Here is a 26,734-nt window from a genome sequence, read left to right as displayed (position 1 = left end):
CTGGCTGGACTGGGGTAGGACTGGGGCATGCGGATCGTCGTGCTCACCGGTGCCGGGATCTCCGCCGAGAGCGGCCTCACCACGTTCCGCGACTCGGGTGGCCTCTGGGAGGGCCACGACCCCATGCAGGTCGCCACCCCGGAGGCGTACGCCGACGACCCGGGCCTGGTCCAGCGGTTCTACGACGCGCGGCGCGCGGCCCTGTCGCAGGTCGAGCCCAATGCCGCGCACCACGCCCTCGTACGCCTCGAGGACGCGCTCGGCGACGACCTGCTGGTCGTCACCCAGAACGTCGACGACCTCCACGAGCAGGCCGGTTCACGGCGCGTGCACCACATCCACGGGCGGTTGCGCTCGGCGTGGTGCACCCGCTGCGACGAGCGGCACGACTGGCACGGCCCGCTGGCCGACGGACCCGCCTGCCCCGCGTGCGGGGCGTCCGGCCTGCGGCCGGACGTCGTGTGGTTCGGCGAGATCCCCTACGGCATGGACCTCGTCGAGCAGGCGCTCGACGAGTGCGACCTGTTCGTCTCGATCGGCACGTCGGGCGTCGTCTACCCCGCTGCGGCGTTCGTCCACTGGGCCCGCGGCGCCACCCTCGAGCTCAACCTCGAGCCCAGCGCCGGTGCCACCGACTTCGCCGAGTCGCGCCGGGGGCCGGCCACCCGCCTCGTCCCGGAGTGGGTCGACGAGCTGCTCGCCTGACCGCCCTCCGGCCGACTACGCGCGGTGCAGGGGTCGGAAGTGGAGCCGGACGCGGGTGCCGCGACCGAGGGTCGACTCGACCTCGACGCGGCCGCCGTGGCGCTGCATGATCTCCCGCACGATGCCCAGGCCCAGGCCCGTGCCCGGCCGCAGCAGCGCCTGCTCGTTGGTGGAGCGGAAGAGCGGGGCGAAGAGATTGGCCTGGTCGGCCTCGGAGATCCCGAGGCCCTCGTCGGTGCAGACGAAGGACAGGCCGCCGTCGGGTCGCTTCTCCACGCCGATCCACACCTCGTGACCGGCGTCGGAGTACTTCACGGCGTTGTCGACGAGGTTGGACACGGCGCTGGCGATCTCGCGCGGATCACCCTGGACGACGGCCTCGCCCGCATCGCCGACCAGGTGGAGCGTGATGCCCGCCCGCTCGGCCACGGCCGTCATGGCCGTCATGGTCTCCTCGGCCACCCGGACGAGGTCGACGTGCTGCATGGCCGGCGGTTGCTGCGGGTCGCTGACCTGGGACAGCATCGACAACCCCTGCAGCAGGTCGCCCAGCCTCTCGCTCGCGCGCACCACGGCCTGCGCGCGGCGCCGGTCGGGGGCGGCGATGAGCTCGCTCGAGGTCAGGAACTCGGCGTTGGCCGCGATCACCGTCATCGGGTTGTTGATCTCGTGGGTCAGCTCGCGCAGGAACCAGTGGCGGGCCACCTCGAGCTCGCGCAGCTCCTCGAGGAGGCGGCGCTCGCGCTGCGTGGCGTGGGCGTTGGCGATCGCGCGTCCGAGGTCGTGGCCGAGCTCCAGCGCCGCGACACCCTCGCCGTCGGTCCAGCGCCGCGACCCGGTGCGGCGGGCGCACATCAGCATGCCGAGCACCTCGTCGTCGACGCCGACGGGCGCGACCACGACGGCCTCGAAGCCTGCGGCTTCGAGCGCGGCGGTGAACCAGTCGGCGTACGTCGCGAGCTCGGGGTCGCCCCACACGTGACCGGGCTCGATGATGATCACGCGCTGGTGCGTCCACGCACGGGCGGCCGCCTCGTCGAGCGCGCGCCGCACCTCGGGCGCCATCCTCAGGCCCAGGCTGTCGCGCGTGCCGGCGTCGTCGTCGATGAAGACGCGGATCTCGAGCTCGTCCACCGACAGGGCACCGAGGAGGGTCGAGCGGGCCTCGCGCACGAGGTGGTCCACGTCGTGGCGGGCCGGGTTGGACCGGGCCAGGCGGCGGGTGGCCCGGATGACCCGCATGTGGTCGGCATACTCCTCGCGCTCGACGAGCGTGACGATCGAGAGCAGGACGGTCTCGAGCTCGTCGCTGATCTCGAGCATCCGGGCCTTGTCGGGCCGGGCGAGGTCGGTCGGCACGTCGAGGTAGAGCAGCGCGCGCAGGTCGCCGCGCTCGTCGGCGATCCGGGCGACGAGCATGTCCATCGGGTGCCACTCGCCGGGCGCGCCGGTGACCGGCATGTCGGGGACCACGACGACGCCGTCGATGCGCTCGCGGATCTCCTCGGAGAGCTTTTCGACCGGGATCCAGAGGAAGTGGCCCAGCTGCTCGCCCTCGGCGAAGACGATCTGCATGTCGGAGAGGCGAGACGCGGTGCCGAGGCGCTCCTGGGCGCTGGCCGTGTCGTCGTGGATCGCGACGAACTCGAGCAGGCCCTTGGGCCGGACCACCTCGATGGCACAGATGCGGAAGCCGGCGCGCGTGGCGGCGTCGCGGGCCAGGGCGTGCATGAGCGCGCGAGCCCGCTGGTCACCCCAGCTGAGGTCGCGTGTCCTGCGCTCGCCCGTTCGCCCCTGCTCCATGGCGCACTGCCCCTCCCCACCCGCCACTCGGATCGTAGGCGGGTGACCCACACGCCCGGACCGTTTTCCACAGGTTGTGACGGGGACGTGGCTCAGCCGGTGCCCCGCCGAGGTCCTGTCAATGCGCCGTGCGCGGGCCGGCGACGGGCAGCCACACGCTGAACGTCGTCCCCTCGCCGAGCACCGAGTCGACCTCGATGGTCCCGTCGTGGCCGGTCACGACGCGCTCCATGATCGCCAGGCCGAGGCCGGTGCCGGGACGCTTGCGCGCCTCGGGGCTGCTGGAGCGGAAGAAGGGGGTGAAGACCTTGTCGACCTCACCGGGCGCGATGCCGATGCCGGTGTCGGCGCAGGTGATGAGCACGCCGTCGGTCCCGTCCACCGACCGGGCCGAAGCCTGCATCGACACCCGTCCGCCCGCGGACGTGTACTTGATCCCGTTGGACAGCAGGTTGGCCACCATCCGCTCCAGCCCGGCCGCCTCGCCCGTGACGACGAGCCGGTCGGCCACGACCGCGTCGAGCGACACCCCCGCGCGCGCGGCCGTGGGGGCCAGGAACTCGCTCGTGTCCCGGACCATCGCCGACAGGTCGACCTCGCCCGTCTGGGCGCCCCGTTCGGGGTCACTGACCGAGGCGAGGGTCATCAGGTCCGCCACCATGTCCTCGATGCGCCGGGCCGAGCGGTTGAGCGCCTCGATGGAGTGGCGCGACTCCTCGGAGTGCACCTCGAGACCGAGGAGCTCGAGGTGGGAGAAGAGGACGCTGACCGGGTTGCGCAGCTCGTGGGCGAGGGTCAGGACCATGTCGCGTCGGTAGTCGCTGACATCGCGCAGCTCGGCATTGAGCGCCCGCTCGCGCTCCCTCACCCGCGCCTCGAGGAGGAGCCGGGCAAGGTCGGCTGCCACGGTCATGGCCGCGTTGATCTCGGAGGCGTTCCACCGCGGCGCGTCGGGCGCCCGGCCCATCGACAGCGTGCCGAGGTACTCGTCGCCGGCGCCGATCGGCACCAGCAGGCCCGAGCCCAGGTCGTGGGTGTCGAGCAGGCGCGTGAGCGACCGGGGGGTCTCGATCGACTCCTCCTTCATGCTCCAGGTCCGCTGCCGCTCGACGACGACGTGCCCGCGGCGCTGCCACTGCCCGCGCATCAGCTCCGCCACGTCGAGCCGGTCGTGCTCGAGCCCGGGGACGTCGGCCCCGGCGACGATCACGTCGACGGTCGCGACGTCCATCGCCTCGACCATCGCACGGGCCAGCTCGCTCAGCAGGTCCTGGACGCCGAGCCCCGGTCGCACGCTCTCGATGGCGCGCCGCGCCTGGGTGACCATCCGGACCTGCTCGCCGTAGAGCTCCCGCTCGACGATGCTGATGACCGCCTCGAAGAGCACGCCGGCCTCGGCGTTGACCGCGGCCACGCTGTCGGGCGTCGGCCGGAGCCCGGAGTGCGGCTCGTCGAGGTAGAGCAGCCCGCGGAGCTCGCCGTCCTCGTTCTGCAGCAGGCGCACCATCTGGTCGTCGGGGTCCCACCCGTTGGGCAGGCCCGAGGCGGGTACGTCGGGCCGGTGGCCGTACTCGTCGAGCCAGGCGCGCGTCTCGTCGTCCAGCCGCTCGCTCGGGATGTGCCGCCAGCCCGCCATCTCCACACCGAGCTGGTGGATGTGGTCGAGGGCCAGGGGCGACGCCTGGCCGAGCATCTTGTCGCGGGCGACGTCGTCGCCGGCGATCGCGACGAACTCGAGGTAGCCGTCGGACCGCAGCGCCTCGATGGCGACCACCTTGTGCTGCGTCCGCTTGGCGACGTCCTCCGCGATGGCGTGCAGCACCGCGCGCTGGGCCTCGTTGCCCCACGCGCGTCCCCGCGGGCGTACCCACAGCCCGTCGTCGTCCATCACTGCTCCCGCCCACCGTCCCGAGCCGCCGCCGGTGACGTTACGCCCAATCGGGCCTGCCCGGACCCACTTCCGGCTGATGGGCGCGGCTTGGTGACTCGCGGGTAACATAGCGGCATGAAGCGTGAGATCTACGACGAGGACCACGAGGCCTTCCGCGCCTCGGTCAAGCAGTTCCTGGACCGCGAGGTCGCCCCGCACCTCGAGACGTACGCCGCCGGCCACGGGCTCGATCGCGACTTCTGGCTCGCCGCCGGGAAGCAGGGCTTCCTCGGCCTGGAGATTCCCGAGCAGTACGGCGGCTCCGAGGCCGGCGACTACCGGTTCAACGCGGTCCTCACCGAGGAGCTCGCCAAGGTCAACATGACCCTGCCGAGCTGCGTCGGGATCCACGCCGACATCACCGTGCCCTACCTGGTGCGCCTGACCAACGACGAGCAGAGGGCGCGCTGGCTGCCCGGGTCCGCCACCGGTGAGATCGTCACGGCCATCGGGATGACCGAGCCCGGTGGCGGTTCCGACCTCGCCAACCTCAGGACCACCGCGGTCCGCGACGGCGACGACTGGGTGATCAACGGCTCCAAGACCTTCATCACCAACGGCGGCTCGGCCGACCTCGTGCTCGTCGCGGCCCGCACCAGCCCCGAGAAGAAGGCCAAGGGGATCTCGCTGTTCGCCGTCGACACCACGCTCGAGGGCTTCAGCGTGGGTCGGGTGCTCGACAAGGTCGGCCAGGACGAGTCCGACACCGCCGAGCTGTCCTTCGAGGACGTGCGCGTCAGCAACGACGACCTCGTCGGCCCGCTCGACACCGGCTTCATCTCGATGATGCAGTTCCTGCCCCAGGAGCGCCTCGGCTCGGCCATCACCAACCTCGCCCACGCCAAGCAGATCCTCGAGGAGACGGTCCAGTACGCCAAGGACCGGCAGGCGTTCGGCCAGCCCATCGGCTCCTTCCAGAACACCCAGTTCCTCCTCGCCGACCTCGTCACCCGCGTCGACGTCACGCAGGCGTTCGTCGACCAGTGCGTCGTGGCCCACACCAAGAAGGAGCTGACGCCCGTCGACGCGGCCAAGGCCAAGTGGTGGACCTCGCAGGTCCAGAACGACGTCCTCGACCACTGCGTGCAGGTCCACGGCGGCTACGGCTACATGAACGAGTACCGCGTCGCCCGCGCCTGGCGCGATGCCCGGGTGACCAAGATCTGGGCGGGGTCCAACGAGATCATGAAGATGCTGATCGGCCGCGACCTGGGACTTTGAACCCGTGACGCGGATGTTCGTGGCGGCGGTGCCCCCGGAGGACGCCGTCGCCCACCTCGACGAGTTGCTGGCGGTGCGCCGCGACGCCGCGGCGTACCGCTGGACCGTGCCGGACCAGTGGCACCTCACGCTGGCCTTCGCCGAGGACGTCCCTGACCGGTCACTCGACGACCTGGGCGACCGGCTCGAGCGGGCGGCCCACAAGCGGCGGCCGGTGCGGTTGCGACTGACCGGCGGCGGCGCCTTCCCCCACCCCGACCGTGCCCGGGTGCTCTTCGCCCGGCTCGCCACCGACGATGACGCTCGCACCGAGCTGGACCGGTTGGCGACCGGGTGCCGCGCCGCGCTGTCGAAGGCCGGGGCACGCGTCGACGGGCAGCGCTTCCGCGCGCACCTGACGCTGGCCCGGCTCGGGAGCCCCGACAACGTCACGTCGTGGGTGCGGCTCCTCGACGGCTACGAAGGGCCGGAGTGGGAGCTCGACGAGGTGGCGCTGGTGGCGTCGTACCTCGGCGAGGGCGCCCGTCGCCGTCCACGCCACGAGGTCGTCGCGACGTACGCCATCGGCTGATCGCGGCGCGGGCAGGCGAGCCTCACCTTCGTTGCAGGACGTACCGCCGCGAGCGACGATCGGAGCGTGAGCCTTGAGATCGGAACCGACGAGGACCCCCAGCACTTCCACGACGAGCTGGGCGACCACGTCGGCACGCGGCTCAACTGGCTGCGCGCCGCCGTGCTGGGTGCCAACGACGGCATCGTCTCGACCGCCGGCGTCGTGATGGGCGTGGCCGGTGCCACCGACGACAGCGGCGCGATCGTGATCGCGGGCATCGCCGCGCTGACTGCGGGCGCGCTGAGCATGGGCGCCGGCGAGTACGTCTCGGTCAGCACCCAGCGCGACTCCGAGAAGTCGATCCTCCAGCTCGAGTCCAAGGAGCTGCAGCAGATGCCGCAGACCGAGGAGCGCGAGCTGGCCGCGATGTACGTCGACAAGGGACTGTCGCCGGAGACGGCCGAGAAGGTCGCCCGCGAGCTCACCGAGCAAGACGCCCTGCGCGCGCACGCCGACATCGAGTTCGGCATCGACCCGGACAACCTGACCAACCCCTGGCACGCCGCATGGGCCTCGATGCTGGCCTTCACGGTCGGCGCCCTGCTCCCGCTGCTGATCGTGGCGTTCGTGCCCGACACGGTGCGGGTGCTGGTGACCGTCCTCAGCGTCGTCGCGGCGCTCGCGCTCACCGGCTTCGCCAGCGCCCGCATCGGCTACAGCCCGCGCCTGCCCGCCGTGGTGCGCAACGTGTCCGGCGGTCTGCTGGCGATGGGCGTCACCTACCTGATCGGCATGCTCGCCGGCACCCAGCTGGGATAGTCCCTCTGCCTCGGCGCCCTATCTGCGTCTGTGGAACTTCACGTCGCCGCTCGGTAGACGCTCAGCGACGTAGTCGGCGTCGTGGGCCCGGTGGTGATGGTGGGCGCAGAGCAGCACGGCGTTGTCGAGGTCGGTCAGGCCGCCCAGCAGCCACGGCAGCCAGTGGTGGGCCTCGGCCCAGGTGCCCGGCACGTCGCAGCCCGCGGCACGGCAGGTCTTGTCGCGCAGCAGGAGGGCCCGCCGCTGCGCGGCGTTGAACAGTCGCTGGGCGCGCCCGAGATCGAGGATCTCGGACCTGCCACCCAGCACGGCGGGGAGGATCCGTCCGTTGCACGCGAGTCGTCGCGCCTCCTCTGCGCTGATCCGCTCGCCGGCGCACGGGTCACCGTGCGGATCGGCCGGCACCGTGCCCGCCCCGAGGACGTCGGCCGCGCCGAGCTCGGACCTCAGCGTCTCGAGCGAGATGGTCACCACCACGGTCGTCGCGTCGCCTCCGTGGACGGGCAGGCGCTGCGGGTCGAGGCTCTCGAGCAGCTGGCAGAAGGCCTCGCCGAGACGGCGGGGGTACGGCAGCCGCGGCACCGGGTCGAGGAGGGGCGCGGCCGGCTCACCGAGTGGGGTCGGGACCCCGTCGCGCCGGGGGTTGGCGTAGGCCTCGAGGTAGGTGGCGAAGCGGGTGGCGACCGCGTCGGGCAGGCGGCCCGAGACCCGCGTGGTGCCGTCACCGAGCCGCCGGAGCATCAGTCGGGTGCGGCGGCGACCCTCCGCCTCGAGGGCGGCGAGGCGCTTGCCCTCGACCTCCGCAACCACCTCCGGCGCCACGACCTCGAGGACGTGACGCCCGACCCGGGCCAGCTGCTTCGGTCCGAGCCGCTGGGCGTGCTCGATCAGCAGGGCCTCGGCCTGGTCCAGCAGCTCGGCCGGCACGGAGTCAGGGAGGTCCTCGAGCGATCGGACGACCACCCGCGCCTGGGCGGTGTTGACCCGGCCCTCGCGGAGGGCGGCCCCCAGGGTGCTCCACCGCTGGTCGAGCGCGGTCGCGAGCCGGAGGTCGGCCCGCGCGTCCTCGAAGCGCGTGCAGGTGGCGTCGGCATACCACGCGGCCGCGTCTCGCGCCCCGACCTCGGTCGCCACGTCACCGGCGTCGACGAGCACGCGCATCCGCAGCTCGGCCACCCGGGACTCGATGCGAGCCAACTCGCGCAGCGCATCCGCCTTCTCAGCGGCCGACATGAAGAGCGGGTTGGCATCCGCCACGTCCTTCAGCACGACGTCCATCGCCGTGGCCGCAGCCAGGATCGGATGGGACATGTGCGGCCTCCTCTCGACGACGTCGTCGCGCACGCGCAACTCACTGACGGTCGTCGCTCCTGGAGGCCGGCCCAGCCGGACACTTACGTCCCTCGCAACTCGCCCACCCAGCCAATTGCGGCGAAGTGACGCATGGGACTGCTGCCCGGATAGGTGACATCTGAATCTGCGTCGATGTGTCGGCGCTAGAAGGATGTCCACCATGCCGAAGGCCTTCCCCAAGGAGTTCCGCAAGGACGTGATCCGGGTCAATAAGGACTCGGATGCTTCGATGGCCCAGGTGGCAGCGGATACTCAGGACTGGTTGTCGTGGCCGCACCCGACGAGACCGGGGCGGGATGGACCGTCATCCGACTCTGGCTCGACGCGTCGCTGCTCACGCCGTCTGCCGGAAGGTAGCAAGGCGGCAGCCGCCTACGCACCACGCCGGACCGAAGTTGTTCAACAGCGCTGCAAGCTCTGCGCGCTGGCTCCGGGCAGACTCCGTGACCGGACTCGGGTGCTGGCGCTCAGGTCCATGACCGGGACCTCGTCACCTGATTTCCCACGATTGTGGGCTAGACCACCGACAACTCCTATCGGTAGGACTACGCATTTTGGTTACCGTTCCGTTGACATCCCGTGGAAATAGCAACACCGTTCCAGTCAGGACCGGCTCGGAGCTCGGTCCACAACGGGAGGAAAACCGCACATGAAGCACATCTTCCGGGCGCTGATCACCACGATCAGCGCCCTTCTTCTCGCCATCACCATGCTGGCAGCTGCGCCAGCCCAAGCCGCCGACAGCGGCTCCACCCCCGCCCCGGCCCCGCAGGTCCAACCGGCCGAGACCGTCGAACCACCCGTGACGACCGGGGACAAGGCGTGGGACAAGCGCTTCGGTGAGCCCAAGGCCGGCAAGGTGGGCGCGGACGAGATCAGCTTCGGCGGGTGCGGGTTCCTCCAAAACTGCATCTACTTCAACACGACGGACCAGCGGGCGATCCTCGCGGGCGGTGCTGCAGCGATCACTGCAGCCATCTGCCTCGGTGGTCCCGCCATCTGCGCGGTCGCGGCGGTCGTCTCGGCGGTGGCGTTCGTGTACCTCGGCAACCGTGGCATCTGCTCGAGTGGCAGGCGACTGCGGGTGACGTGGTTCCCCTACGTCGGGAACGCGCAGTGCGTGTGAGGGACTGGTCCGACTGGACCACCCGTGAGCGCTGGGCGGTCGGGGTGATCGTCCTCGTGGCGGCAGCGGTCGTGCTGTCGCAGCTCAACGGGGACGGCACGATCGGGTCGGCCTTGGTCTACGCGGGCTTCATGCTCGGCATGGTCGGGCTCGTCCTGGCGTCTGCAAGGGTGTTCCGATCGGCGGGTCGACAGCAGGTCGTCAACTCGGGGCTCAGCACGGCCCAGAAGGTCATGCTCGCAGCGGGCGTCATCGTCTTGGTCTGGGCGGCAGTCGACGCTGCTGGGATGGACGGTGGGTTCGTGCCGGCAGCGTTCCTGGCGTCGGCAGCGATCGGCCTCGCGTACGTGACCGTCGTCGGCCTCGGGGCCATGGCCTTGATCCGCAGTCGGAACAGGTGATCACGCAGTAGCTCCACCAGGACGGAACGCTCGTTCCCTATGGGGGGACGGGCGTTTCGTCATTTCGCGGCGGTGATGCTGGAACGCAGGACCGTGATCCTGTCGCCCGACTTGGCCTTGACGGTGCCGCCGGGCCACCCGTCGATCGTGCCGAACTCCTACACGACGCACGCCTCCTCGCCCCAGATGGTGCGCAGCATGACCTTGTCGCCCCGTTTGGCGTAGTCCAGCTTCGGCTCGGCGAACAGGCCGTCGTTGTAGAGCATCTCGTCATCCGGCCTCATGGGCGTTGGCTTCCTCCCGCTCCTGGTTGCACTTGCGCACGGCGATGCGGCGGCGGGAGACGTCGTCGTGGTGCGTGACGAGGGCGGCGGGCTTTTCGACGCTGCGGTCACGGCCGTCGAGGTGGTCCGCCTCGGTCGGAAGTACCGGCTGCGCATCGGGGGCGCGCACGGCACGTAGGCGGTGAGCGTGAGGACCGTCCCGCCCGAGCTGTGCTCGGGCGGCAGACTGACCGACCTCAACCGCTGCCTCCGTACCGGGGAGAGCGATAGCTGGCGCTCGGTCATCAGTCCCGGACCTGGTCGACCGAAGGCGTAGAGCCACACAGCACTTACGTGCGGCAGGTGAATGCGCCACCGACGAAGGCATGCAGCGACTCTCGGGACTTGGCCCGGCCACAGCAGCAAGACCACTGCTCTTGCGGAGGAGTGTCTCCGCAAGAAGGACGAGTGTCCCGACTGGACCCGAGAGTATCTCGACGAGAGGCGAGTGTCCCGAGCAGACGCACTGACACTGCTTCGAGAGTCCGCACCAGTCGCGATCGCTCCAGGCACCTGACCTATGCGTTGCGCTCAACACGGGACACGGCGGCGCCGTCTGGTACATCGTCGTCCTGTGCGTCCATAGACGCCGCACGGGGTGCGTCATAGTGGGCGGTTCGCAGCGCCTCGCCCAATCTGAACGGAGAGGGCCAACCCGAGGAAGGTTGCCGTCAACCGACGGCTGGAACGGACTTCCCCCCGAGCGCTCGGTGGCCCGAAGCCATACCAAGTGCTCAGCCCCGGTCGACCGCCGGTCCGGTGGACCCGCGCAGCACCAGCTCGGGCGCGAAGAGGTACTCCCGCGAGGCGACGGGGTCGCCCGAGATGGCGTCGGCCAGGGCGGCAACGGCCGTGCCGCCCATCTGCGCGACCGGCTGCCGCACGGTGGTGAGCGGCGGGTCGAGGAACGCCACCAGCGGGGAGTCGTCGAAGCCGACGACTGACACGTCGCGAGGCACCTCGAGCCCGGCGGCGCGGGCGGCGCGGATGGCGCCGATCGCCATCATGTCGGAGCCGCACACGATGGCCGTGGCGCCCTGCTCGAGCAGCTCATCGGTGGCGGCCGCTCCACCCTCGACGGAGAAGATCGTCTCGGCGATCCACGAGCGTGCCTCGGTCTCGGGCAGGCCCAGGTGGGTGCCGAGCGCGGCGACGAAACCCTCGTGCTTGCGCGCCGAGGGCATGAACCGCGCCGGGCCGATCGCCAGGCCGATGCGCCGGTGCCCGAGATGGGCGAGGTGGGCCACGGCGATGTCCATCGCCACCCGGTCGTCGGCCGAGATGAACGGCGCCGGGACCCCGTCGACGTACCCGTTGATGAAGACCACCGGGAGCCCTCGGTCGAGCAGCATCTGGTAGCGCTCGTGGTCTGCCCGGGTGTCAGCGTGCTTGCCCGAGACGAAGATGATGCCCGCGACCCCGTGGTCGAGGAGCGACTCGACGTACTCGTCCTCCGACAGGCTGCCGGGCGACTGGGTGCAGAGCACGGGGGTGAATCGCCGACGCGCGAGGGCGTCCTCGATCACCTGGGCGAACGCGGGGAAGATCGGGTTCTCCAGCTCGGGGACCACGAGTCCCACCAGGCCGGCGGAGCGCTGGCGCAGGTGCGTCGGTCGCTCGTAGCCGAGGACGTCGAGGGCGGTGATCACCGACTGCCGGGTGCCCTCGCTGACGCCCGGCTTGCTGTTGAGCACGCGGCTCACGGTCGCCTCGCTCACGCCTGCCTCGACAGCGATCTGGGACAGGGTGGCCATGCGGGAATGTAAGCAGGCCTTTCAACTACGTTGCAAGGTCTTTCAGATTCTGAATGTTCTTGCTAATCTCTGGTGACCGTCATCACAGCGCCCTCCCCCGGGCGCGCTTTTCATGGGAGACATCGATGCGCCGATTCAAGGCCGGCTCCGCCGGGATCGCCGTCGCCGCCCTCGCCCTCACGCTCGCAGCGTGCGGAAGCGACGGCGGGGACTCGGACAGCAACACCGACAACGAGGGCGACAGCAGCTCTGCCGACCTCAGCGCCGAGCTCACCTGGTGGGACACCTCCGACCCCACCAACGAGGCCCCGGCCTACGACGAGCTGATCGCGAAGTTCAACGAGGAGTACCCGGACGTCACGATCAAGCACGAGACGGTCCCCTTCGACCAGACCCAGAACAAGTTCAAGACCGCCGCGGAGTCCGGCTCGGGTGCGCCCGACATCCTCCGCGCCGAGGTCGCCTGGACCCCGGAGTTCGCGTCGCTGGGCTACCTCTACGCCCTCGACGGCACCGCGGCCCTGGAGAACAACTTCCTCGAGACGCCGCTCTCCAGCAACGTCTACGAGGACAAGACCTACGGCGTCCCGCAGGTCACCGACACGCTGGGCCTGATGTACAACAAGGAGCTCTTCGAGAAGGCCGGCCTGGACCCCGAGGCCCCGCCGACGACCTGGGACGAGGTCCGTGAGGCGGCGAAGGCCCTGAAGAGCAAGGCCAAGGTCGACGGCATCTACCTCAACTCCGCCGGCTACTTCCTGCTGCCCTTCATGTACGGCGAGGGCGCCGACCTCGTCGACGTCGACGGCGAGACCATCACGGTCAACAGCCCCGAGGCCGCCACCGGCATCCAGACCGCCCAGGACATGGTCAAGGACGGCACGTCGGCCAAGCCGACCGCCAACGACCCCTACGGCACGATGATGACCCTGTTCAAGGAGCAGAAGGTCGCCATGATCATCAACGGTCCCTGGGAGGTCGCCGGCATCAGCGACGACCCCAACTTCGGGGGCATCGACAACCTCGGCGTCGCGCCCGTCCCTGCCGGCGGTGCCGGCCAGGGCGCCCCGGTGGGCGGCCACAACTACGTCGTCTACTCGGGCATGGACGACGCCAAGGCCGAGGCCGCAGCCGCGTTCATCGGCTTCATGAGCTCGGCCGAGTCCGAGGCCTTCATCGCCGACGAGCTCGGCCTGCTGCCCGGTAACGCCGACTCCTACGACATGGTCACCAACGAGCGCGTCGCCATGTGGGCCGACGCCATGGAGGTCGCCCAGCCGCGGCCGTGGATCGCCGAGGGCGGCCAGTTCTTCGCCCCGCTCGACGAGATGGCCACCGAGGTGATGATCCAGGGCAAGCCCGTGCAGCCTGCGTTGGACAAGGTCGCGGAGACCTACAAGAGCGACGTGGTCCCGGACTACTCGCTCCAGTGACACCCTGCTGACCGCAGGGGGCCGGACCGGGTGACGTCCCGGTCCGGCCCCCCGCGGGAAGCCCCATCCAGCACACCTTCTCGACCCCCGGAGACAACGGATGCGCAAGACCTTCGACAAGCACTGGTACGCGTGGGCGATGGTGCTCCCCACGGTGATCGTGCTCGGTGTCCTCGTCTTCTACCCGCTCGTGCGGGGCGTGGCCCAGTCGTTCACCAACCTCAACGAGTCCAACCAGCGCGACGAGATCTGCACGAAGGTCCTCGGCGGCGCGGAGACCTGCGAGCCCAACCCCGACGCCGCCCAGTTCGTGGGTCTCGACAACTACGTCGACATCCTCACCGGGGCGCAGGGCGACTTCTGGCTGCAGTTCGTCAACACCCTGGTGTGGACGGTCGCCTGCGTGGTCCTCCACTTCGGGCTGGGCCTGGGACTGGCGGTGATGCTGAACCGTGAGTTCCGGTTCCGGGGCTTCTACCGGGTCGCCCTGATCCTGCCGTGGGCGGTGCCGGCTTTCGTGGCGGCCTTCGCCTGGCGCTTCATCTTCGACGAGCGCTTCGGGGTCATCAACGGCGCGCTGCGCGCGATCGGCCTCGATCCGGTGTCCTGGTTCGAGCAACGCTGGACCTCGCTGTTCACCGCCATCGTCGCCAACGTCTGGCTCGGTGTCCCGTTCATGATGGTGGCCCTGCTCGGCGGGCTGCAGTCGATCAACGGCGACCTCTACGAGGCGGCCGAGATCGACGGGGCCTCGTCGTGGCAGCGCTTCGTCAACATCACCCTCCCCGGACTGCGTCCGGTCAGCTCGACGGTGATCCTGCTCGGCACCATCTGGACCTTCAACATGTTCCCGATCATCTACTTCGTGACCCGCGGCCAGCCCGCCGGCGAGACCGAGATCCTCGTGACCGGTGCCTACCGCGCGGCCTTCGAGGGCATCCGCGACTACTCGCTGGCCGCGACCTACGGCGTGCTGATCCTGTCGATCCTCGTCGTCTACGCCAGCGTCTACCGGCGCATGCTCGCCAAGCAGGGAGAGGTGTTCTGATGTCCGGCATGTCCGCGATGCCGCCCGCCGCAGTCGCGGCCGACCCGGTGGAGTCCGTCGCCACCACGCGCGCACCCCGCGAGCGTCGCCGCAGCGAGCGCTCGGTCCTGGCGAGCGTCGGCCTGCACGGCACGCTGGTCGTGGCGACGTTCTGCGCGCTGTTCCCGATCGCCTGGGTGATGCTGAGCTCGATCAAGCCGGCCAGCGAGATCCGTCGCTCGGAGATCAAGCTCTTCGCCAGTCCGACCCTGGAGAACTACCGCACCCTGCTGACCAGCACCGACTTCCCCTACTGGTTCCTCAACTCGGTGATCGTCGCGGCCTTCACGATGGTGTTCGGCATCGCCATGTCCGCCACCGCCGGCTACGCCCTGAGCCGCTTCAACTTCCCCGGCAAGCGCGGCCTGATGTGGACCTTCCTGCTCACCCAGATGTTCCCGGTGGCGATCCTCATCGTGCCGATCTACACGATCATGGCGAACCTGGGGCTGATCGACACCAAGGCGTCCCTCATCATCGCCTACCTCACCGTCGCGGTGCCGTTCTGCGCGTGGATGCTCCGCGGCTACTTCGACACCATCCCGCGCGAGCTCGACGAGGCGGCTGCCCTCGACGGCCTCGGCCCGTTCGGCACCTTCTGGCGCATCGTCCTCCCGCTCGCTCGCCCCGGCATCGCCGTGACGGCGTTCTACACGTTCCTGACCGCGTGGGCGGAGGTGGCGTACGCCATCGCCTTCATGCAGAGCAGCCGCAACTACACGCTGGGCGCCGGCCTGCAGCAGTTCGTCCCGCAGTTCAGCCCCCGCTGGGAGCTCCTCACCGCCGGTGCCGTCCTCGTCACGCTCCCCGCCGCGCTGGTCTTCTTCTTCGCCCAGCGCCACCTGGTGGCCGGACTGACCGCCGGCGGCACGAAGGGCTGAGCACCCGAGTCACCTACCGGCGAGCGAGCTCCTCGACCGAGAGGGCGGCGACGATCTCGTTGACCTTGTCCTTGGCGTCGCCGAAGAGCATCTGGGTGTTGTCCTTGAAGAACAGCGGGTTCTGCACGCCGGCGTAGCCGGTGGCCATGGAGCGCTTGAAGACGATGACGTCGCGGGCGTTCCAGACCTCGAGCACGGGCATGCCGGCGATCGGGGAGCCGGGCTCCTCCATCGCGGCCGGGTTGACGGTGTCGTTGGCGCCGATCACGAGGACGACGTCGACCTCGGGGAAGTCGTCGTTGACCTCGTCCATCTCGAGCACGATGTCGTACGGCACCTTGGCCTCGGCGAGCAGCACGTTCATGTGGCCGGGCAGGCGGCCCGCGACGGGGTGGATGCCGAAGCGGACGTCGACGCCCTTCTCGCGCAGCTTCCTGGTCAGCTCGGCGACGGGGTACTGCGCCTGCGCGACGGCCATGCCGTACCCGGGCGTGATGACCACCGAGGAGGCGTGGGCGAGGAGGTCGGCCACGTCGTCGGCCTGGATCTCGCGGTGGTCGCCGTAGTCGCGGGCCTCGCCGGAGACCGCGCCGTCGGAGCCGAAGCCGCCGGCGATGACGCTCACGAAGGAGCGGTTCATCGCCCTGCACATGATGTAGGAGAGGATCGCACCCGAGGAGCCGACGAGGGCGCCGGTGATGATCAGCAGGTCGTTGCCGAGCATGAAGCCCGCGGCGGCAGCGGCCCATCCGGAGTAGCTGTTGAGCATCGACACGACGACCGGCATGTCGCCGCCGCCGATCGCGGCGACGAGGTGGAAGCCGAGCACGAGCGCGAGGACGGTCATGATCGCCAGCGGCGCCATGCCGACCCAGCCGTCGGCGAGCATGAACCACACCATCAGCACGGCCGAGGACACGAGGATGGCCAGGTTGAGCAGGTGGCGTCCGGGGAGCATGAGCGGGGCTGACTTCATCCGCGCGCTCAGCTTGAGGTTGGCCACCACCGAGCCGGTGAAGGTCACGGCGCCGATGAAGACGCCGAGGAACACCTCGGCGTTGTGGACCGCGTCGGACTCCAGGCCCACGCTGCCGTGCGCCGAGGCGACCTCGATGTAGGTGTTGTAGCCCACCAGCACCGCGGCCAGGCCGACGAAGCTGTGCATCATCGCGATCAGCTCGGGCATGCCGGTCATCTCGACCCGACGGGCCAGCCGGATCCCGATCAGCGCGCCGATCGACCCCATGACGAGGATGATCGCGAGACCGACCCAGATCGGGGTCTTGTCGACGATGAGGTCGTCGGTGAGGTAGTCGAGGACGAGCAGCAGCGTCGCGACCAGCGCCAGGGCCATGCCGGCCATCCCGAAGGCGTTGCCGCGCCGGGCCGTCTCGTGCTTGCTCAGGCCGGCGAGCGCGAGGATGAACAGGAGCGCCGCGAGGATGTAGGCGCCTGACACGAACTCGACCACGTTCGATCCCATCGTGGATTCCATGCGGGCTCAGCCCTTCTGGAACATGTTGAGCATCCGCCGGGTGACGAGGAAGCCACCGAAGACGTTGATGCTGGCGAGCAGGATGGCCACCCCGGCGATGACCTGGACCGCGAGGTTGTCGACGGGTGCCTGGAGGATCGCGCCGACCACGATGATCCCGCTGATCGCGTTGGTCACGCTCATCAGCGGGGTGTGCAGCGCGTGGTGCACGTTGCCGATGACGTAGAACCCGATCACCACGGCGAGGACGAAGACCGTGAGGCTCGGCAGGAAGCTGGGTGGGGCCAGGGTCGCGAGCGCGAGGAAGAGCACGGCGGCCAGTCCGGCGGCGTACACCCGGCGGCGCGGGTCCGGCGGCGCCTCCTCCGCTGCCGGCTCCGGCTCGGCGGCCGGGGGTGCGGCCGGGGCGGCCGAGACCTGCACGGGCGGCGGCGGCCACATCCTCGCGCCGTCACGGGTGACCGTGATGCCGCGCTGCACGACGTCGTCCATGTCAAGGGTGAGTACGCCGTCCTTCTCGGGGGTGAGCAGCGTGAGGAGGTTGACCACGTTCGTGCCGTAGAGCTGGCTGGTCTGCGCCGCCAGGCGCCCGGCCAGGTCGGTGTAGCCCAGAACCGTCACCCCGTTGGCGGTGACCACCCGCTCGTCGGTCACCGTGGCGGCGACGTTGCCGCCGTTGGCCGCGGCCATGTCCACGATCACCGAGCCGGGGCGCATCGCTGCGACCGTCTCGGCGGTGATCAGCTGCGGGGCCGGCCGGCCGGGAATCAACGCGGTGGTGATGACGATGTCCGCCGCGCGCGCCTCCTCGTCGTACATCGCAGCGGTCGCGGCCTCCTGCTCGGCCGTCATCTCCTTGGCGTAGCCGTCGGAGGAGACCTCCTGCTCCATGTCGACCGTGACGAACTGCGCGCCCATCGACTCGACCTGCTCGGCCACCTCGGGACGTACGTCGAACGCGCGCACGATCGCGCCCAGCGAACCCGCCGCACCGATGGCCGCCAGGCCGGCCACGCCGGCGCCGACCACGAAGACCCGGGCCGGCGGGACCTTGCCGGCCGCGGTGACCTGACCGGTGAACAGCCGGCCGAACTCGTGGGCGGCCTCGATCACCGCGCGGTAGCCGGCCACGTTGGCCATCGACGACAGCACATCCATCGACTGGGCGCGGGAGATCCGCGGCACGGCGTCCATCGCGAGCCCCGTCACGCCGGCGGCGGCGAGCCGCTCGACCAGCTCGGGGCTGCGGGCCGGCGCCATCAGGCTGATCACCGTCGCACCCGGTCGCAACCGGGCGACCTCGCCGTCGGCGGGCGCGTTGATCTTCACCACGACGTCGCTCGACCAGACGTCCTCCCCCGTGCCGATCGCGATGCCGGCATCGGTGAAGGCGGTGTCCGGCTGGTCGGCCGCCGCGCCCGCGCCCTGCTCGACCACGACGTCGTACCCGAGCGCGGCGAGCTGGGACGCCGTCTTCGCCGTCGCCGCCACCAGCGTCTCGCCGGGCCGGGACTCACGGGGGATGCCGATGCGCACTGCTGCCTCCTGGAATGGTCGGGCCGGGCACAACGTACCGAAAAGGCGGCGCCCACACCGTCGTCTCATGTGGCGTGGACCACATCGACCCGCAGGTCGAGTGCGCTCGCGGTAGTAGTCACCGCAAGGCTGCGCACTCGACCTCGGGGCTGTGGATGAGCCGAGCGGCGACTGGCGTCCCCGCCGCAGACTGCGGCGATGGGGGACCGATTGTGGAGACATCTCGCCGCCGTGCAGGCGGGCCTGCTGAGCCATCGTCAGCTCCGCGAGCTCGGCGTGTCTCGCGGCGAGATCCGCAACCACGTCCGCGTCGGGCGCTGGGCGGCGAGGTCAGGTGAGGTGGTCAGCACGACGACCGGACCGCTCTCGCCCGAGCAGGCGCTGTGGCTGGGAGTCCTGCACGGCGGGTCGAGCGCGATGGTCGGGTCGCTCAGCGCCGCCCGCGAGCGCGGGCTCAGACGATGGGACCGCGACGAGATCACCATCTTGGTGAGCAACCCGATGAGCTTCGACCCGCTCCCGGGTTACCGGTTCTTCCGCACGCGACGTCCTTTCAAGGTGCTCGTGGGCGCGGGCGAGCTGCCTGTGTGTCGCCTCGAGCCCGCGGTGCTGATGTTCGCAGCGCACGAGCCCCACCTGCGTACGGCACTGGGGGCCGTCGCCGCAACGGTGCAGCAGCGACTCACCACGGCGGACACCCTCGTGGACTGGCTCGACCGACTCACGCCGCTGCGCCGCTCCCGCGACCTGCGCGCCCTCCTCTCGGACGTGGGCGACGGTGCCCACTCGATGGCGGAGGTCGACCTGCGCAAGGCCTGCCGCGACTACGGCGTCCAGCCACCCAGGTCCCAGCGATCGCGGGTCGACAACCGTGGCCGTCGGCGCTACACCGACGCCGAGTGGCGACTGGCGGACGGGCGGGTGCTCGTCCTCGAGGTGGACGGAGGCGTGCACGACGACCCGCAGCAGGCGACCCTCGATCGGCGCCGCAACCGGCAGCTCACCACTGAGTCGCGCACGGTGGTGCAGTGCTCGGCCTGGGAGCTCCGGCACGAGCCGTGGGAGGTGATGCAGGACCTGCTGGCGCTCGGCGTACCCCCTGTCGGTTGAGTGCGCAGCGCCGCGGCCACTACTACCGCGAGCGCACTCGACCCGGTGGGGTCAGTGCGCGACGCCGTAGAGCCGGTCGCCGGCGTCGCCGAGGCCGGGGACGATGTAGCCCTTGTCGTTGAGCTTCTCGTCGAGCGCCGCGGTCACGACGGTGACCGGCACGTCGAGGCCCTCGAGGCCCTTCTCCAGGTTCTTGACGCCCTCGGGCGCGACCAGCAGGCAGATCGCGGTGATGTCGTCGGCACCCCGGTCGGTGAGGAACCGGATCGCGGCGGCGAGCGTGCCGCCGGTGGCGAGCATCGGGTCGAGCACGTAGCACTGACGGCCCGAGAGGTCCTCGGGCAGCCGCTCGGCGTAGGTCGAGGCCTCGAGGGTCTCCTCGTTGCGCACCATGCCGAGGAAGCCGACCTCGGCCGTCGGCAGCAGCCGCATCATGCCGTCGAGCATGCCGAGACCGGCGCGCAGGATCGGGACCACCATCGGCTTGGGCTGTGCGAGGTAGACCCCCGTGGTCGGGCCCACCGGGGTGGTGATCGGGCGCGGGTCGACGCGCACCTCGCGGGTCGCCTCGTAGGCCAGCAGGGTCACCAGCTCGTCGGTCAGCCGACGGAACGTCGGCGAGTCGGTGTGCTCGTCGCGCAGGACGGTGAGCTTGTGGGAGACGAGCGGGTGGTTCACCACGTGCAGGCGCATGGGGGTCACCCTAGTGGTGAGGACGGTCGCGGATCGAGACGCCCGAGAGGGTTGGCGGCCTCCGTGGTTTCTGCGACATTGGAGGAGGAGGTGTGGGGATGTCCGAGCAGACCGCCGAGGTCGACTTCGCGCTGGCTGCGTTCCGGGTCGACGGGACGTGGCAGGTGCAGGAGATCGCCTCGCCCGCCTACGACTCCGTCGACTCCCTCAGCCATGCCCTCCGCCAGGTCGCGCGCGACGAAGGCGCCGTGGGGATGGTCGCCGTCGACGAGGACTTCTTCGTGGTCGTGCGGGTCACCGGGCCGCGCACCGGCGTGCTGCTGTCCGACGTCACCGCGGCCGACGAGTGGGAGCTCGCCCAGTCCGTGATCGACTTCCTCGGCCTCCCGCCGCCCGAGGACGACGACGAAGAGGTTCCGGCCGGCGACCTCGGCCTGCTCGACGACCTCGGCCTCCACGCCATCGACCTCGGCGCCCTCCTCGACGACGTCGAGCTCTACCCTGACGAGATGCTCTCCGAGATCGCCCGCCGGCTCGGCTTCGGCGAGCTCTTCGACGACGCGGTCGGCCTCACCTCGGCATGAGGCGCACTGGCCCCTGGGACGACGCGATGCGCCTGGCCCTGACCGAGGCGGAGGCTGCGCTGGCCGCGGACGACGTACCCGTCGGCGCCGTCGTCCTCGACCCCTCCGGCACCGTCATCGGCGCCGGCCACAACACGCGCGAGGCCCACCACGACCCGACCGGCCACGCCGAGGTCGTCGCCCTCCGCGCCGCCGCCGCTGCCCGCGGCGAGTGGCGGCTCTCCGGCTGCACGCTCGTCGTCACCCTCGAGCCGTGCACGATGTGCGCCGGTGCCGTGGTGCTCGCCCGGGTCGACCGCCTCGTCTTCGGGGCGTACGACGACAAGCTGGGCGCCGTGGGCTCGCTGTGGGACGTCGTGCGCGACCGTCGGCTCAACCACCGGCCCGAGGTCGTCGCCGGGGTGCTGGCCGCCGAGTCCACCGCCCTCCTCGACGGCTTCTTCGCCCGCCACCGCACCTCGGTCCCCCAACCCGGTATCTAGGGACGAAACGGTAGGTGTCTGGGCCCCAGCGCCACCGTTTCGTCCCTAGATACCGCCGGCGAGCGGCCGTACCCTCGCACGGTGAGCACCGTCCGCCGCGCCACGGTCGAGGACGCGGCCGTCCTGGGCCGGCTGCTGTGGGACTTCAACACCGAGTTCGACACCGAGACCGACGAGGCGGACGTGCTCGCCCGTCGGTTCGCCCGGCTGATGGGCCTCGACGGGGTGCTCGCGGTGCTGGCGGAGGACGACGGGGCGGCGGTGGGCTTCGCCCTGGTCACGCTGCGCCCGGCCATCTGGTTCGACGGCCCCGTCTCGCAGCTCGAGGAGCTCTACGTCGTGCCTACCCTCCGCTCGGGTGGCATCGGTACGCAGGTCCTCGGCCTCTGCCGCAGCCTGGTGCGCGACCTGGGGTCGCCGGAGATGCACATCAACGTCGACGAGGTCGACACCGACACCCGCCGCTTCTACGAGCGCCACGGCTTCCGCAACATCGAGGACGGCACCGACTACCGGACGCTCTGCTACATCGGCCCGACCGCCTGACCCGCTGACACCATCTCCTCGACGCCCTCCGCGAGGCACTCCTCGAGCGCGACGAGGTCGGCGACCGCGCTGCCGTCGACGTTGACGCCGATGCACGCGGTGTCGCCGCAGGTGACCAGGCAGACGGTCAGCGCCGCGCCCGGCAGCGGCCCCAGGACGTACATCCCCTGCACCTGCGCACCCGCCATGTAGCGCCGGCGTGGCGGCCCGGGGAGCGTGAGGACGAAGGCGTCCGGCGCTGCAGCGGTGCGCAGCGCGGACGCGCCGACGAAGGACGGCATCCGGTTCATCAGCGGGGCGGCGGCGTCGAGCACCTCGAGGGCGCGCTCGGTGTGCAGCGACAACACCTCCCCCCGCACGGCGGCGACCCGGTCCACGGGGTCCTCGATGGCGAGCGGTCCGGAGATCAGCGCGCCGGCGAAGCGGTTGCCGAGGTCGTCGGCGCGGTCGAGCGAGACGCGCACCCCGACGGGGATCTCGGCGACCGTGCTGCCGCGGCGCGCGTGGTAGCGGCGCAGCCCGCCGAGGACCAGCGCGACGGCCGCGTCGTCGAGGGTGCCGCCGCCGAGGCGGGCGACCTCGCGCATCGGGTCGATCGGCGCGTGGAGGGTGAGGAACGACCACATCCGGCCGGTGCGCGGTGACAGCTCCGGCGAGGGCGGGGCCGTCCGGGTGAGCAGGCGCCGCACGGAGGCGCCGTAGCGCAGCGCGGAGGCGAGAACGACCTGCGGGCGGGCAGCCGCGGTGCCGACGCGCCGCGCGCTCGCGAGCGTCGACGCGGGGAGCGACGCGATGTCGGCGCGCAGTCCCGTCACGGCCAGGTCGACCGGACCCGGCTCCGGCAGCGCGTCGACCTCCTCGTGGACCGGCTTGCGCGGGGTGTGGTCGCGCCGGCCCGACTGGAGCATCGAGAGCAGCTGGACCATGCCGAGGGGGTCGGCGAGCGCGTGGTGGATCTTGAGGACGTACGCCGCCCCGTCCGGCATGCCCTCGAAGAGCACTCCCTCCCACAGCGGCCGCGTGCGGTCGAAGGGGCGCAGTGCCATCTGCGCCGCGTGGACCAGCATCTCCTCGCGGTCGGCGACCCGCTCGCGGCGCAGGTGGTAGGCGAGGTCGAAGGTCGGGTCGTCGGCCCACGTCGGCGCCGCGGTCGGCACGGCCGGCTCGACGACGCGCTGGCGCAGGCGGCGTACGAGCCGGGTGCCCCACTCGGTGGCGGCGACGAAGCGGTCCCAGTCGGGCGCCCGGTCGAGGTCGATCACGACGGTCGAGGTCGAGGACTGCACGGGGTGGCGCTCGGCGCGCCACAGCAGCGTCTGCATCGGCGTCAGCTCGGGCGTGGCCGACCACCCGGTCACGGAGGCCCAGCGCGCGAGGTCGTCGGTGTCCATCGAGGAGTCACTCATGTCGGGGTCCCCGCGGCGTTGTTCGGGGGAGCGAAGCGGAGGAGAAGAAGGGCGTGGGGTGACTTCACTTTGGCCACCTCGCGAGGGTCTCCTCGAACTTCGCGCGCAGCGCCGCGATGCGCTCGCTCATGTCGTCCACGCTCCAGTCGGTCTCGGGCTCCAGCACGCACACGTCCACGACGCCGGGGTTGAGCACGAGCGAGCTGCGGCGCATCAGCTCGCCGGTGTTGCGCAGCACGATCGGCACGACCGGCACCCCCGCCTGCGCGGCGAGGTGGAACGCGCCCTTGCGGAAGGGGCCCAGGACCGGCGTCGCGGACCGGGTGCCCTCGGGGAAGATCATCAGGGACGTGCCGGAGCGGATCCGCTCCACGACCCCGTCGAGCGTCGCGCGGGCCGACGCCGAGTCGGAGCGGTCGATCCAGGCGGGGTCGATGACGACCGAGCCGACAACGGCCCGCGGGTCCCAGCGCGCCTCCTTCTTGGCGACGATGGTGAAGTCGCGCTCGAGGAGCCGGCCGAGGACCGGGATGTCGAGCGCGCTCTGGTGGTTGGCCACGAAGATCGCCGGCCGGTGGGTCCAGAGCCGCTCCTGGTGGAGCACGTCCATCGACACCCCGGCCAGCGCCATCGGCAGCTGGGTGGCGAGGCGGATCGCGGCGTTGCGCCCTTCCTTCAGGTCGCCGCGCGCCATCCCGTAGGCGAGGCCGAGGCCGACACCGGCGTTCATGCCGGCGAGCGCGGCCGCCGTACGACCGGCGGCGATCAGCGAGCCGCCGACCGGGTCGCTGAGGTCGAGCACGGGCCAGCCCAGGCGCGCCGCGGCGGCGCGCAGGTCGCGGTGCGGGTTGAGGGCGGTGGGGTGGCCGACGGAGGACAGGAAGGCGACGTCCTCGTAGCCGTTGCCGTAAGCGTAGGACCGCGCGAGGTCGACCGCGTGCTCGCGCGCGAAGGTGCGTACGCCGCTGGCCTTGTGCCGTCCCCACAGCATCGGGCCGTCGGTGGCGCCGGTGAACTGGCCGTCCTCGACGACGAGCCGGGTGCAGACGAGGTGCTCGACGCCGAGGTCGCGGGCGACGGGCGCGATCTGGTACTTCGTGGCCGCCGAGGCGACCGCGACCGTGTGGCCGGCGCGCTGGTGCGCCATCACGAGGGCGCGGGACTCCCGGCGGATGGTGCCGGCGATCTTGGATCGGAACAACCGCTCGCCGAGGTCGGCGAAGGCCTCCTCGGACTCGCCGCGCATGGCGGCGAAGGCGACGTGGGCGATGCGGGTCGGGTCGCCACCGAGCTCGCCGTCCACGGCGGTCACGACGGTGCGCAGGAACTCCGCCGGCGAGACGTCGCGGCCCTTGAGCCGGTCGCCGTAGAAGGTGGCGGCGGTGTAGCCCGCGACGAGCGTGCCGTCGAGGTCGAAGAACGCACCGACCGCGGGCCCCTGGGGCCCCGCCTCGATGGCCTCGATCGCCTCGGTGACCGCGGCGGAGAGCCCGCTCACGCGTTCTCCCGCTTCGACGACTGGGGCTGCGGGACGGGCGGCGGGACGACCTGCACCGGCTCACCGGCGATCTCGCCGATGATGGTGACCCGGCGCACGGAGTCGCGCAGCTCGGCGGCGAACGCCTCGCGCGCCGACCCGACGCCCTCGCCGCCCTCGAGCAGGCCCTTGTGGCGCGCGAGCGCCAGGGCCGTGCGGAACAGCTCCAACGAGATGGACTCCTCGCTCGCGACCCGGCGCTGGAGCGCCCACTGCTGGCCGACGGCCAGCGAGTCGGCGAGCAGGTCGGCCTCGTCGACCGGCCCGTCACCGTGGTCGGCGAGCCGGTCGGCGACGACGAGGTAGGCGTCGAGGAAGGGGCGCAGCACGAGGTGGGCGAGGTGGGGCCGCGCGCCGACGAGCAGCTCGCGCGCCTTGACCGGCGACATCTCCGTCACGCCCTCGCCGACCAGCAGCCGCAGCTCGGTGCGCAGGTCGTCCTCGAAACCCGCACGGGAGGGGAAGAAGAACTCGAACTTCAGCAGGTCGCGCATCCGCTTCGCCTCCTCCCAGCCCACCTGCAGCTCGCCGCCGGGCGGCAGCTCGGTGCCCGGCTCGAGCTCGCTGACGGTCAGCAGGGCGAGCTCACCGATGGCGCGCTCGACGAGGATGTGGATCACGGTGTTGCGGTAGAACGCGGCGACGAGGTGCTGGTCGTCGCCGATCTTCCACACCGGCTCGGTGCCCTGGTCGTACGCCGTCAGCACCCCGCTGCGGGTCAGCTCGGCCAGCGCCCGGCGGATGGTCGCGCGGTCCCGCAGGTCGGCGGCACCGGCGACGGGCCAGCGACGAGCGTCGATGTAGGCGGCCAGTGGCTCGACGGTGTCGAGCACCTCGTCGACGGTCAGTGCGCGGTCGGCTCCCAGCAGGGCGAGCGAGACGATCGCGGTGGTGGTGACCGGGGTGGCGCGGTTGATGCGGTGGGAGATGTCGAGCGCGACCCGCTCGACGGCCTGGTGTCCGGTCACGCCCTCGGCAGCGAGCTCGGCCATCCGCTCCCGCAGCGAGAACGGCTCGCCGACGGTGAGGTAGGCCCGCCCGAGCCGGTTGCGCTGCAGCCGCGCAAAGCGCACCAGCCAGCGCCAGTCCTCCGGCGTCTTGTTGGCGCCGCGCGCCTCCTCGGTCATCAGCGAGACCTCGTGCAGCTGGTCGTAGACGACCGACAGCGGGACCACCTGCACGTCGGGGGCGTCCGGGTCGAAGGCGTCACCCTCGCCCTGCACGGTGTCGGTGAGGTACTTCAGGATGCCGTGGACCGGCGGGCGCAGCTTGCCGGTGCGGGTGCGGCCTCCCTCGATCGACCAGGCCAGGTTGCGCTTGTTGGTGACCATCTGCCGGATGTAGGACCGGAGCGCGAGGCGGTAGACCGGGATCTCCTGGGTCGCCCGCCGGATGAAGATGAGGCCCGTGCGGCTGGCCACCGTGCCGATGATCGGCAGGTTCAGGTTGGCGCCGCCGAAGGTGTAGGTCGGCGAGAAGCGCCGCGACGACAGGGCGTTGGGGATGACCATGCCGTCGAGGTAGGACCGGTGGCTGAAGGCCAGCGCCAGGCTGTGGGAGCGGTCGAGGCGCCGCAGCTCCTGCATGTCGTCCTCGTCCACCAGGACGTCGTACGCCCTCAGGAACCAGTCGCCCATCCGCGCCCACCCCTGGGCGGTGCGGTCGTCGTGGGCGGCGGCCATCTCGTGGAGGTAGCCCTTGACCTCGCTCCAGACCTCCTCCTCGTCGCGACCCTGCTCCTCGGCCGCCGCGGCGACTGCGCGTTGGAAGCGCTTGTCGTGGAGCAGCTCGGTGACCTCGCGCGGCGGCGCGGCGGGCAGCCGCTCCCCCACGCTCCGGGGCAGGGCGGCACGGGCGAGGTCCCGCACACGACGGACGGCGGTCACGGTCCCTCCTTCCCGCCGCGGCTCGGCGCGAGCAGAGGCGTGCGCCGAAAGTTACCGTCGTACGCCTCCG

General features: G+C 71.1%; 25 protein-coding genes. 13 read left to right on the top strand and 12 right to left on the bottom strand.

Annotation, left to right across the window (positions count from 1 at the left end; genetic code table 11):
* Nucleotides 1-27: 27 nt before the first annotated feature.
* Nucleotides 28-705, top strand: coding sequence for an NAD-dependent deacylase (locus tag Q1B24_RS15740; RefSeq protein WP_299930733.1), 678 nt, complete (start codon nucleotides 28-30; stop codon nucleotides 703-705).
* Nucleotides 706-720: 15 nt separating this feature from the next.
* Here Q1B24_RS15740 and Q1B24_RS15735 read toward each other — a convergent pair whose 3' ends face one another.
* Nucleotides 721-2,508, bottom strand: a complete 1,788-nt coding sequence (locus Q1B24_RS15735; RefSeq protein WP_299930730.1) for a GAF domain-containing sensor histidine kinase — start codon at nucleotides 2,506-2,508, stop codon at nucleotides 721-723.
* A 118-nt stretch (nucleotides 2,509-2,626) separates the two neighbouring features.
* Complete coding sequence (locus Q1B24_RS15730; RefSeq protein ID WP_299930726.1) at nucleotides 2,627-4,396, bottom strand: HAMP domain-containing sensor histidine kinase; 1,770 nt, start codon at nucleotides 4,394-4,396, stop codon at nucleotides 2,627-2,629.
* A 117-nt stretch (nucleotides 4,397-4,513) separates the two neighbouring features.
* On the opposite strand from Q1B24_RS15730, the gene Q1B24_RS15725 reads away from it, so the two are divergent.
* The 3 genes from Q1B24_RS15725 to Q1B24_RS15715 all read left to right on the top strand — a co-directional run bounded on the left by Q1B24_RS15725 (nucleotide 4,514) and on the right by Q1B24_RS15715 (nucleotide 7,031).
* The gene (locus Q1B24_RS15725; protein WP_299930723.1) at nucleotides 4,514-5,659 is read left to right on the top strand and encodes an acyl-CoA dehydrogenase family protein; all 1,146 of its coding nucleotides are present in this window, start codon (nucleotides 4,514-4,516) and stop codon (nucleotides 5,657-5,659) included.
* Nucleotides 5,660-5,672: 13 nt separating this feature from the next.
* On the top strand, nucleotides 5,673-6,230 hold the full coding sequence (gene thpR / locus Q1B24_RS15720; protein WP_299930845.1) for an RNA 2',3'-cyclic phosphodiesterase: 558 nt from the start codon (nucleotides 5,673-5,675) through the stop codon (nucleotides 6,228-6,230).
* 66 nt (nucleotides 6,231-6,296) lie between these two features.
* Nucleotides 6,297-7,031 (top strand): VIT family protein, encoded by a 735-nt coding sequence (locus tag Q1B24_RS15715; RefSeq protein WP_299930720.1) that lies wholly within the window; start codon nucleotides 6,297-6,299, stop codon nucleotides 7,029-7,031.
* Between the two features lie 18 nt (nucleotides 7,032-7,049).
* Here the strand turns inward: Q1B24_RS15715 and Q1B24_RS15710 are convergent, their stop codons facing one another.
* On the bottom strand, nucleotides 7,050-8,342 hold the full coding sequence (locus Q1B24_RS15710) for an HNH endonuclease signature motif containing protein (RefSeq protein WP_299930717.1): 1,293 nt from the start codon (nucleotides 8,340-8,342) through the stop codon (nucleotides 7,050-7,052).
* Nucleotides 8,343-9,033: 691 nt separating this feature from the next.
* Here Q1B24_RS15710 and Q1B24_RS15705 point away from each other — a divergent pair.
* Together Q1B24_RS15705 and Q1B24_RS15700 are read left to right on the top strand one after the other, a co-directional pair.
* Nucleotides 9,034-9,510, top strand: coding sequence for a hypothetical protein (locus Q1B24_RS15705; protein WP_299930715.1), 477 nt, complete (start codon nucleotides 9,034-9,036; stop codon nucleotides 9,508-9,510).
* Nucleotides 9,507-9,911 carry a hypothetical protein gene (locus Q1B24_RS15700; RefSeq protein ID WP_299930712.1) on the top strand — a complete coding sequence of 135 codons (405 nt, stop codon included), beginning with the start codon at nucleotides 9,507-9,509 and terminating at the stop codon, nucleotides 9,909-9,911. Before Q1B24_RS15705 ends, Q1B24_RS15700 begins: the two co-directional genes overlap by 4 nt.
* Before the next feature lie 158 nt (nucleotides 9,912-10,069).
* Here Q1B24_RS15700 and Q1B24_RS15695 read toward each other — a convergent pair whose 3' ends face one another.
* From Q1B24_RS15695 to Q1B24_RS15685, 3 genes are all read right to left on the bottom strand, one after another.
* Nucleotides 10,070-10,195, bottom strand: a complete 126-nt coding sequence (locus tag Q1B24_RS15695) for a hypothetical protein (protein WP_299930709.1) — start codon at nucleotides 10,193-10,195, stop codon at nucleotides 10,070-10,072.
* Nucleotides 10,182-10,364 (bottom strand): hypothetical protein, encoded by a 183-nt coding sequence (locus tag Q1B24_RS15690; protein ID WP_299930706.1) that lies wholly within the window; start codon nucleotides 10,362-10,364, stop codon nucleotides 10,182-10,184. The genes Q1B24_RS15695 and Q1B24_RS15690 overlap by 14 nt, the downstream gene beginning before the upstream one ends.
* Before the next feature lie 604 nt (nucleotides 10,365-10,968).
* Nucleotides 10,969-11,988 (bottom strand): LacI family DNA-binding transcriptional regulator, encoded by a 1,020-nt coding sequence (locus Q1B24_RS15685; protein ID WP_299930703.1) that lies wholly within the window; start codon nucleotides 11,986-11,988, stop codon nucleotides 10,969-10,971.
* Between the two features lie 125 nt (nucleotides 11,989-12,113).
* Here Q1B24_RS15685 and Q1B24_RS15680 point away from each other — a divergent pair, with 125 nt between their 5' ends.
* The 3 genes from Q1B24_RS15680 to Q1B24_RS15670 all read left to right on the top strand — a co-directional run bounded on the left by Q1B24_RS15680 (nucleotide 12,114) and on the right by Q1B24_RS15670 (nucleotide 15,389).
* A complete protein-coding gene (locus tag Q1B24_RS15680; RefSeq protein ID WP_299930700.1) occupies nucleotides 12,114-13,421 on the top strand; it encodes an extracellular solute-binding protein in 1,308 nt (435 codons plus the stop codon).
* 100 nt (nucleotides 13,422-13,521) lie between these two features.
* The gene (locus Q1B24_RS15675; RefSeq protein ID WP_299930697.1) at nucleotides 13,522-14,469 is read left to right on the top strand and encodes a sugar ABC transporter permease; all 948 of its coding nucleotides are present in this window, start codon (nucleotides 13,522-13,524) and stop codon (nucleotides 14,467-14,469) included.
* Entirely contained in the window at nucleotides 14,469-15,389 is a 921-nt protein-coding gene (locus tag Q1B24_RS15670; protein ID WP_299930694.1) for a carbohydrate ABC transporter permease, read from the top strand. Before Q1B24_RS15675 ends, Q1B24_RS15670 begins: the two co-directional genes overlap by 1 nt.
* 13 nt (nucleotides 15,390-15,402) lie before the next feature.
* On the opposite strand, the gene pntB is transcribed toward Q1B24_RS15670, so the two are convergent.
* Nucleotides 15,403-16,872, bottom strand: a complete 1,470-nt coding sequence (pntB, locus tag Q1B24_RS15665; RefSeq protein WP_299930691.1) for a Re/Si-specific NAD(P)(+) transhydrogenase subunit beta — start codon at nucleotides 16,870-16,872, stop codon at nucleotides 15,403-15,405.
* A gap of 18 nt (nucleotides 16,873-16,890) precedes the next feature.
* Complete coding sequence (locus Q1B24_RS15660; protein WP_299930687.1) at nucleotides 16,891-18,420, bottom strand: Re/Si-specific NAD(P)(+) transhydrogenase subunit alpha; 1,530 nt, start codon at nucleotides 18,418-18,420, stop codon at nucleotides 16,891-16,893.
* A 198-nt stretch (nucleotides 18,421-18,618) separates the two neighbouring features.
* On the opposite strand from Q1B24_RS15660, the gene Q1B24_RS15655 reads away from it, so the two are divergent.
* Nucleotides 18,619-19,530 (top strand): hypothetical protein, encoded by a 912-nt coding sequence (locus Q1B24_RS15655; RefSeq protein WP_299930684.1) that lies wholly within the window; start codon nucleotides 18,619-18,621, stop codon nucleotides 19,528-19,530.
* A gap of 51 nt (nucleotides 19,531-19,581) precedes the next feature.
* On the opposite strand, the gene upp is transcribed toward Q1B24_RS15655, so the two are convergent.
* A complete protein-coding gene (gene upp, locus Q1B24_RS15650; protein WP_299930682.1) occupies nucleotides 19,582-20,223 on the bottom strand; it encodes a uracil phosphoribosyltransferase in 642 nt (213 codons plus the stop codon).
* A 98-nt stretch (nucleotides 20,224-20,321) separates the two neighbouring features.
* On the opposite strand from upp, the gene Q1B24_RS15645 reads away from it, so the two are divergent.
* The 3 genes from Q1B24_RS15645 to Q1B24_RS15635 are packed head-to-tail and all read left to right on the top strand — an operon-like array spanning nucleotide 20,322 to nucleotide 21,835.
* Nucleotides 20,322-20,807 carry a tRNA adenosine deaminase-associated protein gene (locus Q1B24_RS15645; protein ID WP_299930679.1) on the top strand — a complete coding sequence of 162 codons (486 nt, stop codon included), beginning with the start codon at nucleotides 20,322-20,324 and terminating at the stop codon, nucleotides 20,805-20,807.
* 26 nt (nucleotides 20,808-20,833) lie between these two features.
* Nucleotides 20,834-21,289 carry a tRNA adenosine(34) deaminase TadA gene (gene tadA / locus Q1B24_RS15640; protein WP_299930843.1) on the top strand — a complete coding sequence of 152 codons (456 nt, stop codon included), beginning with the start codon at nucleotides 20,834-20,836 and terminating at the stop codon, nucleotides 21,287-21,289.
* 18 nt (nucleotides 21,290-21,307) lie between these two features.
* Nucleotides 21,308-21,835: a GNAT family N-acetyltransferase gene (locus Q1B24_RS15635; protein WP_299930841.1), complete on the top strand. Its 528-nt coding sequence runs from the start codon at nucleotides 21,308-21,310 to the stop codon at nucleotides 21,833-21,835.
* On the opposite strand, the gene Q1B24_RS15630 is transcribed toward Q1B24_RS15635, so the two are convergent.
* The 3 genes from Q1B24_RS15630 to Q1B24_RS15620 form a co-directional block, all read right to left on the bottom strand.
* Nucleotides 21,814-23,241, bottom strand: a complete 1,428-nt coding sequence (locus Q1B24_RS15630; RefSeq protein ID WP_299930653.1) for a wax ester/triacylglycerol synthase domain-containing protein — start codon at nucleotides 23,239-23,241, stop codon at nucleotides 21,814-21,816. The two genes, Q1B24_RS15635 and Q1B24_RS15630, sit on opposite strands and share 22 nt — an antisense overlap.
* Nucleotides 23,242-23,305: 64 nt before the next feature.
* Nucleotides 23,306-24,739, bottom strand: a complete 1,434-nt coding sequence (locus tag Q1B24_RS15625; RefSeq protein WP_299930650.1) for an HAD-IB family hydrolase — start codon at nucleotides 24,737-24,739, stop codon at nucleotides 23,306-23,308.
* Complete coding sequence (locus tag Q1B24_RS15620; protein ID WP_299930647.1) at nucleotides 24,736-26,664, bottom strand: lysophospholipid acyltransferase; 1,929 nt, start codon at nucleotides 26,662-26,664, stop codon at nucleotides 24,736-24,738. The genes Q1B24_RS15625 and Q1B24_RS15620 overlap by 4 nt, the downstream gene beginning before the upstream one ends.
* Nucleotides 26,665-26,734 lie beyond the last annotated feature (70 nt).

It is taken from the genome of uncultured Nocardioides sp., from assembly GCF_947488025.1.
GTDB lineage: Bacteria > Actinomycetota > Actinomycetes > Propionibacteriales > Nocardioidaceae > Nocardioides.
The sequence above is the reverse complement of the archived record's forward strand: the minus strand, read 5'-3'. Positions and strand labels throughout refer to the sequence as shown.